The organism is Bradyrhizobium sp. (assembly GCF_050014615.1).
GTDB lineage: Bacteria > Pseudomonadota > Alphaproteobacteria > Rhizobiales > Xanthobacteraceae > Bradyrhizobium.
Window position 1 is genome coordinate 1 of sequence record NZ_JBEKCZ010000252.1, and the last position, 7,183, is coordinate 7,183.

Sequence of the window (7,183 nt, forward strand, 5' to 3'; positions counted from 1 at the left end):
TAATGTGCCGAGCCGCTGTCGCCGGAAAAGCGTTCGCCGATAAAGGGCTGGTGCATCATGCCGAACACCGGGGTGCCCTTGTGCAACAGCGCGATCAGCGTGCCCCAGATCGGAAAGCCCGAGATGAAGGATTTGGTGCCGTCGATCGGGTCCAGCACCCAGACATATTCGGCGTCTTCGCGCTCGCTGCCGAATTCCTCGCCGACAATGCCATGCTGCGGAAAATTGGCCTTGATCAGGCGCCGCATCACCGCCTCGGCGGCGCGGTCGGCCTCCGTCACCGGATCGAAATCGTGGGCCGTGCTTTTATTGTCGATGCTCAGCGACGTTCGAAAGAACGGCAGGATGGTTTCCCCGGAGGAGGTCGCGAGGCGGCCGATGAAGGCTGTAAAATCAATGACCGTCACGGCAATCCTTTGAGCAGTGGAGCGGGTGGAGAATGTTGGAGGTCCTGCGTAGCGCAATCCCGTGAATTGCGCACGGCTAACCCACCTTTATCAGATGCTTGCGCCCTTAATATTGAGCTTCCGAATCACCCCGCAGCGGGGCTGCATTTTCTGATGACAAGGTCGATCACGAATTTGAGAACATATCAGTAATGATACGGGGGTGAGGCTCGCTGGCTGTTGGAGATGCACGCAACCATATGAAATTATGTTGAAAAACCGTTAAATCGGGGTTTGGGAGCCGTCACCGAAGCCTGTGGACGGCCCAGCGGAAATGATTCAAAAAGCCTTGCAATTTGTGCAGCGCGGTCGCATATTGTTGCGGTGCGGTAGCGCTTTTGGCGTTATCGCTGCCCTCCTTGGGCGTTTCCTCCCTAGACTTGGGCCGCTTGCCAACGCAAGCGGCCCTTTTTTCTTGGGATTTTTTTGGAACGTTTCACGCCGCGTTCGCTTGTCTTGAAATTGTTATTTTCTTCTTGGAATTGTCATGTCGGGTTCGAGCTGTCGCGCACCCGAAAATGACCAGGCGAACTATTCCGCGGCGGCCTGAAACGGTCCGAGGTCGTCGAGCGGAACGGCGGCCAGGGCTTCGGCCAGCACCACGAAATCGGTGGCCACCTGCGCAAATCTTGTGCTGCGTTCGCGCCGCCGCTCATCCATGTAGATCGCCCGGTTGAGTTCGAGCTGGATCGTATGCAGTCCGGATGCCGGATTGCCGTAATGCTCGGTGATGAATCCGCCGGCATAGGGCTTGTTGCGTCCGACCGAGTAGCCGAGCCGGCTCATGGTTTCCTCGACCATGTCGGGGAGCACAGCGGCGCAACTGGTGCCATAGCGGTCGCCGATGACCACATCCGGTCGACGCGGCTCGTCCCGCGACACGCCGATCGAGGGCATCGAATGGCAATCCACCACCACCACGGTGCCGAACGCCTGATGCGCCTTGTTGATCAGCCGCCGCAGCGCGCGGTGATAGGGCTTGTAGAGCACCTCGATCCTCGCCATGGCATCGTCGACGGACAGACGCTCGCGATAGATCTCCTGTCCGTCGCCGACCACGCGCGGGATAGTGCCGAGGCCGCCGGCGACCCGCATCGACCGGGTGTTGGCGAAACTCGGCAATCGCCCTGAGAACATGCGCGGGTCGAGTTCGTAGGGCTCGCGGTTCACATCGACATAGGAGCGGGGAAAATTGACCCGGACCACCGGAAAACCGCGGTCGCTCAGGCCGCTGATCAGTTCGTCCATGAACGAATCCTCGGAGCGGCGCAGCGCCGGAAGATCGATCCGCGACGCGCTGAGGAATTCGTCCGGATAGACCGATCCGGAATGCGGCGAGTTGAAGATGATCGGTGCCCGCCACGCGGCCGGCTCTACGATCTCGAACGGGGGCGACAGTTCGCCATCAAACTGGGTCATCGTCGGGCGCCGTCCCTGGAATCCGCCGTTCTGAACACGCCATTCCTGCCAGAAAAACGGTGTTTTTATGCAAACTCATTGTCGGTAATCGCAACCCTTCTGCCAAGCGAAAAAAACAGCAAATCGGCTGGAACGCCGCTTGCGGTCCAAAAAGGCCCGCCTTCATTGATTCGCCGCGCGTTCCGGTCCACAAATAGCGCCGCGAACCGCAGGCCCGCTCCGACCGCTTTCACCCGAAATTTACCCTCTGTCGGGCTTAGTGAGTGGATTGATCCTCCAATCAGGATTCGACGACCAATCCCATGCACAAAATCCTCCTCGCCGAAGACGACAATGATATGCGCCGCTTCCTGGTCAAGGCGCTGGAAAACGCCGGTTTTCAGGTCTCTTCCCATGACAACGGCATGTCGGCCTATCAAAGGCTGCGCGAGGAGCCGTTCGAGATGCTGCTCACCGACATCGTGATGCCCGAGATGGACGGCATTGAGCTCGCGCGCCGCGCCTCCGAGCTCGATCCCGACATCAAGATCATGTTCATCACCGGCTTTGCCGCGGTCGCCCTCAACTCCGATTCCGAGGCGCCGAAGAATGCCAAGGTGCTGTCGAAGCCGGTCCATCTTCGCGAATTGGTCAGCGAAGTGAACAAGATGCTGGCGGCCTGAACGGGTCCCCGGCCGGCTTCTGTCGGCCCGGCTTTCGCTCGAAAACGCACGCCGGCATCCTTGCCTGCCCGCTTTGGAGCCGATATACGGACCGCACCCGTCGTTAAGGTTTCAGGGCGCGTAGCTCAGCGGGAGAGCACCTCGTTGACATCGAGGGGGTCACAGGTTCGATCCCTGTCGCGCCCACCATCCCGCCACAACAAGCCTTCGATCCCTTGAGCAAAGGCAGTTGTTTCGGCTGGCTCCTGGCGGTTTCAGCCGCGTCAGGGCAGGCCCCTTGCCTCGATTTCCCGGACCATCTCTCGCAGTGGCTCAGCCAGGCTTGCCCCGGCCGTATCGGCCTCCAGGACAGAAGGGAGACTGTCGCGATTTTTGAGCACCGTGACACGCGGGCAATGGGTGGCCGAGTGGCACAGCAGCTCCTTGAGTTTTTCGCCCTGCGCGACCAGACGTGGCGGGTCGTCGACCGACCAGGCCAGCAGGATCGGCGTCTCGATGTTCAGGATGCCGGGAAATGCCGACCGCTCCTCGTATTTGCCGGCGTCCATCCCGAAATACGACTTCTCGGTCGCGCCGGCATCCGCGCTGGAGCGGTAAATGCCGGACACCAGCACCGCCCCGGCGACGGCGGAGTCGCGCTCCTGAAATTCCGGGTGCGCCAGCAAACTGGCGACGTGAAATGCGCCGGTGGAAAAGCCGATGGTCACCACTTCGTCGGGACTTCCGCCGAACAGGTCGATGTTCTGGTGGACCCACGACAGCGCCGCCGCGACATCCCGGGCTCCGGATGGCCATGGATATGCCGGCGCCCGCCGGTAGCTGATCTTCACGCCGACCATTCCATTGCGCGCGGCAAAGCACATCGCCTCATCCTGCAGCGGGCCCGCGACATCGGTCGCCCCAGCGTCGCCGCTGAAACTGTCCCCCGTCACGAACAGCAGCACCGGACGCGGCGATGTGGCCTTTATATCGCCGGTGGCGACGTCGAGGATGTTCAGGTCGCTCTCGCCGTATTTGAGGCCGCGGGTAAACGACACGTTCGCGCATGATTTTGATTGATCCGGTCCGTCATCCGGCTTGTCGTTGTTCCCGACGGTATTCTCGACGGTATTCTCGACGGTATTCCTGGCATCATCCGGTGCGGGGCTTGAACCGTCGCTGACGAGTCCGGCCTTCAACAGGTGAGCGGCGAAGTCGGCCAGCCCGGGCTCCGAGCCATGCACCGATACGCCCGTGATTGACCTCAGCAACAAACAAAGCAGCAGGTATTTTGCCATCACGACCCATCTTCAAACTGCGCGCGGATCCCGTCGTCCATCGGCGCGCTGTCATCGGCCAAATTTCGGTCCGGGTTTTGTCGATTTGACGGCATAACCGCCTCGCAGGGAACTGTCCGTCCAATTCCCGGGCTGGTACAAGTAACAAAAGGGAAGAACGCCGATGATCACAGCCATTGTTCTCTATGATCTGCCGAAATCAATCGGACTTGAAGAGTGCCGCGAGCATTTCAGCAAGATCGCGCCCGATTTTCTCAAAGCCTCGGGCTTCGTCCGCAAGCAGTTCATCTGCCGGAAGGAGGGCGACGTCGCCGGCGGCGTTTACATGTGGGAAAGCCAGGCCGCGGCCGAGGCGTTCTACAGCGGTCCCTGGCGCGAGGGGATTCGCGCCCGCTACGGCAACGATCCGAGGATTCAATATTTCGAAACCGTCGCGCTCACCGACAAGGCGACGGGCAAGGCCGGCGCGATTTAGAGCGCGGACTCATTGGCCGGCGTGATGTGACCGACGCTATCCGATCAGTCCGTTCCGCTCTGTTTGTCGAACTTGCGGCGGGCCCGCTCGACTTGTTTGAGGTTTTCCGCTGCCCAGACCCATACCCCGCAAAAGGCTGCGCCAAGGGTCATGCCGAGCAGCGTTAGTTTGTATTCAACCTTTGGCGGCACGACCGGATGCACGGTCCTCTTGACCAGGCCGTCGCGTTCCATCTGGCGCAAGGTCTGCGTGAGCATTTTTTGGCTGATGCCCTCGACCAGTTCGCTCAGGCGCGTGAATCGCAGCTCGCCCTTTTCCGCCAACACTTCAAGGACCAGCATCGTCCACTTGTCGGCGACGCGGCCGATCAGGTCGTTGACCAGGGCTTCAATCCTCGGATCGAGGTCGTCGGGCGGAATGCGGGCGGCGTAATCCTTCGCCATCGCGATTTGCTGCGCGGTGAACTGCGAAATCTTCCGCATTTTCAATTACTCTCTTTTTGGTAAGTATAGAACTTTCAGGTGCCTTCTTTCGTTTGGAGAGTGTGACGCCTAGATTGCGACTGGGCAAGCCCGATCAACAAACTGCAAGGAGCCTCTCGTGAAACTGGAGAAAAAGACCGTCCTGATAACCGGTGGAACCAGCGGCATCGGCCTTGAGCTGGCCAGGCAGCTTTACCAGCGCGGCAACAAGGTGATCGTTACCGGCCGCGATCAGGCAAAGCTCGATGCGGTCAAGCGGGAGCTACCCGGCGTTCACACCTTCAACAGCGACGTGAGCGATCCCGTCGCGATAGCGGCGCTGCACGACAAATTAGTCGCACAATTTCCGGAGCTCGATACGCTCATCAACAATGCCGGGATCATGCGAAACCTGAATCTCAATAGGGATCGCGACCTGAACGACGTGACACGCGAAATTGAAATCAATTTGAGCGGGCCGGTGCGAATGGTCCAACAGTTCCTGCCGCACCTCAAGACCCGCAAGGGCGCGCTGATCGTCAATGTCTCTTCCGGTCTGGCCTTTGTCCCTCTCCCTGTGTCGCCGGTCTATTGCGCCACCAAGGCGGCACTTCACTCATTCACCCAGTCGCTGCGCATACAGCTCGACGGCACCAGCGTGACCGTGATCGAATTGGCTCCGCCCGCCGTCGAGACGCCGTTATTGCGCGGTGAGTTCGCAGAGGAGATGAAGGGGCAGAAGGGGATGGACGTGAAGGTGCTCGCCAAACGCGCGATCGCCGGTATCGAAGCCGGCCGGATGGAAATCCGCCCCGGCCTCAGCAACGTGCTGAAGGCGATGAGCCGGATCGCACCCCAATTCATGCTCAGGCAGATGGCGAAGATGGCCAAGCCAGGGGTTGCCGGATCAACCCTCACGGCGTGACATCCGCTCGCCGCACCGCTTGCGGCGCGGTTGCCTGTTTCCAGGTCGAATTGGCGACATGGACCGGCGAGAACGGCGGCCGCTCCACATATTTTCCGTCGCCCTTCTCGGCGCGCAGATCGCCTTTGGCAAAGGCGATCCTGCCGCGCGACAGCGTGGCGACGGGCGCGCCGGTGCAGGCATATCCCTCGAACACGTTGTAATCGATCCGGCTCACCTGGCTTTTGGCGCTGATGGTCTTGCTGGCGGAGGGGTCCCACACCACGATATCGGCGTCGGAGCCGATGCCGAGCCGTCCCTTGCGCGGATAGATGTTGAGGATGCGGGCGATATTGGCTGAGGTCACCGCGACGAACTCTTCCTTGGTCAGCCGGCCGCTGTTGACGCCTGCGGTCCACAGCAGGGGCATGCGGTCTTCGAGCCCGCCGGTGCCGTTGGGGATTTTTCGGAAATCGCCGAGCCCAAGACGCTTCTGTTCTGTGGTGAACGCGCAGTGGTCGGTCGCGACCACCTGCAGCGAGCCGGACTGCAGCCCGGCCCACAGACTGTTCTGGTGCGCCTTGTCGCGGAACGGCGGCGACATCACCCGGCGGGCGGCATGGTCCCAGCTTCTGTTTTCGTATTCGTCCGCGTCGAGCAGCAGATGCTGGATCAGCGGCTCGCCATAGACCCGCTTGCCGCCGGCCCGCGCCCGCGCGATCGCCTCGTGTGACTCGCGGCAACTGGTATGGACGACATAAAGCGGCACGCCGGTCATGTCGGCGATCATGATGGCGCGGTTGGTGGCCTCGCCTTCGACCTCGGGCGGCCGCGAATAAGCGTGGCCCTCGGGGCCGGTGACGCCGCGTTCCAGCAGCGCTTCCTGCATACGGGCGACGACGTCGCCATTCTCGGCATGTACCAGCGGCAGGGCGCCGAGATGGGCGCAGCGCGCAAACGAGTTGTAGAGCTCGTCGTCATTGACCATCAGCGCGCCTTTATAGGCCATGAAGTGCTTGAAGGTGTTGATCCCGTAGGTCTTGACCACGATCTCCATCTCGTCGAACACCTGCTTCGACCACGACGTCACCGCCATGTGGAAGCCGTAGTCGGAGGCCGCCTTCTCTGATTTGCGCCGCCAGTCCTGATACGCCGCCAGCATCGATTGGCCGGGATCGGGAATGCAGAAATCGACCACCATGGTGGTGCCGCCGGTCAGCGCGGCCTTGGTGCCCCATTCGAAATCATCAGATGATACGCTGCCCATGAAGCCCAGTTCGAGATGGGTATGCGGATCGATGCCGCCCGGCATCAAATAGCAGCCGCCGGCGTCGATCACCTCGGCGCCGGAGGGTGCCGCGAGCGACGGACCGAACGCAACGATCGTCTCGCCCTCGACCAGGACATCCGCGCGCCACGAATGATCGTGGTTCACCACAGGGCCGCCGCGGATCAGGATCGTCAGGGCATCTCCGTTTAGATTCTTGCCAACGCGGCCAAACACGGCATTGCGCGTGGGCGCCGCCGGCTTTTCCCCCG

Annotated in this window: 8 protein-coding genes and 1 tRNA gene; 4 read left to right on the forward strand and 5 right to left on the reverse strand. The window is 61.2% G+C overall.

Annotated elements, in window-relative coordinates; translation table 11 throughout:
- Positions 1 to 407 (reverse strand): inositol monophosphatase family protein (locus ABR948_RS26870; RefSeq protein WP_428123845.1); only part of this gene is annotated, 407 nt, incomplete at its 3' end.
- 570 nt (positions 408 to 977) lie between these two features.
- Positions 978 to 1,865, reverse strand: a complete 888-nt coding sequence (locus ABR948_RS26875) for an N-formylglutamate amidohydrolase (protein WP_428123848.1) — start codon at positions 1,863 to 1,865, stop codon at positions 978 to 980.
- 302 nt (positions 1,866 to 2,167) lie between these two features.
- Between ABR948_RS26875 and cpdR the strand changes: the two genes are divergently transcribed.
- Complete coding sequence (gene cpdR, locus ABR948_RS26880) at positions 2,168 to 2,527, forward strand: cell cycle two-component system response regulator CpdR (RefSeq protein WP_140976363.1); 360 nt, start codon at positions 2,168 to 2,170, stop codon at positions 2,525 to 2,527.
- 114 nt (positions 2,528 to 2,641) lie between these two features.
- Positions 2,642 to 2,716 (forward strand) — tRNA-Val (locus ABR948_RS26885).
- 74 nt (positions 2,717 to 2,790) lie between these two features.
- On the opposite strand, the gene ABR948_RS26890 is transcribed toward ABR948_RS26885, so the two are convergent.
- Positions 2,791 to 3,804, reverse strand: a complete 1,014-nt coding sequence (locus ABR948_RS26890) for a carboxylesterase family protein (protein ID WP_428123851.1) — start codon at positions 3,802 to 3,804, stop codon at positions 2,791 to 2,793.
- Between the two features lie 163 nt (positions 3,805 to 3,967).
- On the opposite strand from ABR948_RS26890, the gene ABR948_RS26895 reads away from it, so the two are divergent.
- The gene (locus tag ABR948_RS26895) at positions 3,968 to 4,279 is read left to right on the forward strand and encodes a YdhR family protein (protein ID WP_428123853.1); all 312 of its coding nucleotides are present in this window, start codon (positions 3,968 to 3,970) and stop codon (positions 4,277 to 4,279) included.
- A 44-nt stretch (positions 4,280 to 4,323) separates the two neighbouring features.
- On the opposite strand, the gene ABR948_RS26900 is transcribed toward ABR948_RS26895, so the two are convergent.
- Positions 4,324 to 4,722 carry a winged helix-turn-helix transcriptional regulator gene (locus ABR948_RS26900; protein WP_428123858.1) on the reverse strand — a complete coding sequence of 133 codons (399 nt, stop codon included), beginning with the start codon at positions 4,720 to 4,722 and terminating at the stop codon, positions 4,324 to 4,326.
- Positions 4,723 to 4,879: 157 nt separating this feature from the next.
- Between ABR948_RS26900 and ABR948_RS26905 the strand changes: the two genes are divergently transcribed.
- Complete coding sequence (locus ABR948_RS26905; RefSeq protein WP_428123856.1) at positions 4,880 to 5,665, forward strand: SDR family oxidoreductase; 786 nt, start codon at positions 4,880 to 4,882, stop codon at positions 5,663 to 5,665.
- On the opposite strand, the gene hydA is transcribed toward ABR948_RS26905, so the two are convergent.
- Entirely contained in the window at positions 5,655 to 7,109 is a 1,455-nt protein-coding gene (hydA, locus tag ABR948_RS26910; protein ID WP_428123861.1) for a dihydropyrimidinase, read from the reverse strand. The genes ABR948_RS26905 and hydA overlap by 11 nt on opposite strands.
- Positions 7,110 to 7,183 lie beyond the last annotated feature (74 nt).

Bases quoted from the DNA above. Each gene is read 5' to 3' on its own strand.
- ABR948_RS26875 (WP_428123848.1), bottom strand. From the start codon at position 1,865: ATGACCCAGTTTGATGGCGAACTGTCGCCCCCGTTCGAGATCGTAGAG.
- cpdR (WP_140976363.1), top strand. From the start codon at position 2,168: ATGCACAAAATCCTCCTCGCCGAAGACGACAATGATATGCGCCGCTTC.
- ABR948_RS26890 (WP_428123851.1), bottom strand. From the start codon at position 3,804: ATGGCAAAATACCTGCTGCTTTGTTTGTTGCTGAGGTCAATCACGGGC.
- ABR948_RS26895 (WP_428123853.1), top strand. From the start codon at position 3,968: ATGATCACAGCCATTGTTCTCTATGATCTGCCGAAATCAATCGGACTT.
- ABR948_RS26900 (WP_428123858.1), bottom strand. From the start codon at position 4,722: ATGGCGAAGGATTACGCCGCCCGCATTCCGCCCGACGACCTCGATCCG.